Raw genomic sequence first — 574 nt, forward strand, 5'->3', positions numbered from 1 at the left:
CCGTCAGGACGCTCTGGCGGCTACCCGCCGCCAGATCCGGCCGAACGCGAAGCGGGCCGCCTCGACCTCGTGCCGCTGGTCGGCGTGGAGCACCCCGAGGGCGTACGCCGTCGCCGGGGCGATCCGGGGCGTACGGGCGGCTGCCGCGGCGGCCGCTGCCGCCTCGGCCGCGTCGCGGTGGCGCTCCAGCGCCTGTCCGGCGGCCAGCAACCGCACGGACAGCGGCGGCTCGGCGTCCACCGGGCCGGACCCGCCCGGTCCGGACCCGCCCGGTCCGGATCCGCCCGGTCCGGATCCGTTGGCCCCCGGTCCGTGGGGTCCGCCCGGCCCGCCCGGTCCACCCGGCCGGTCCGGGCCACCCCGTCCGTCCGGCCGCTGCCACGTCTGGTCGAGCACCTCCAGGGCGTACCGCCGCATCCGTAGCAGATGGCGTACCTGATGCCAGGGGGCGTCCTGGCGCTCGCTGGCGGGCGGGGCGTCCGCCGCCGGGGTCGCCGCCAGCCCGTGGACCAGCGCCTCCGCGTTGTACGGATGTCCGGCGCGGCCCAGCGGCAGCGCCTCCACCGCCTCGGCC

1 pseudogene is annotated in these 574 nt (G+C 79.8%); it reads right to left on the reverse strand.

Going from position 1 to position 574, the window contains the following annotated elements:
* Nucleotides 1–3: 3 nt before the first annotated feature.
* Nucleotides 4–574, reverse strand: a pseudogene (locus tag AXW62_RS46420) (hypothetical protein); the annotation flags it as partial.

It is taken from the genome of Streptomyces hygroscopicus subsp. hygroscopicus (assembly GCF_001553455.1).
Lineage (GTDB): Bacteria > Actinomycetota > Actinomycetes > Streptomycetales > Streptomycetaceae > Streptomyces > Streptomyces hygroscopicus.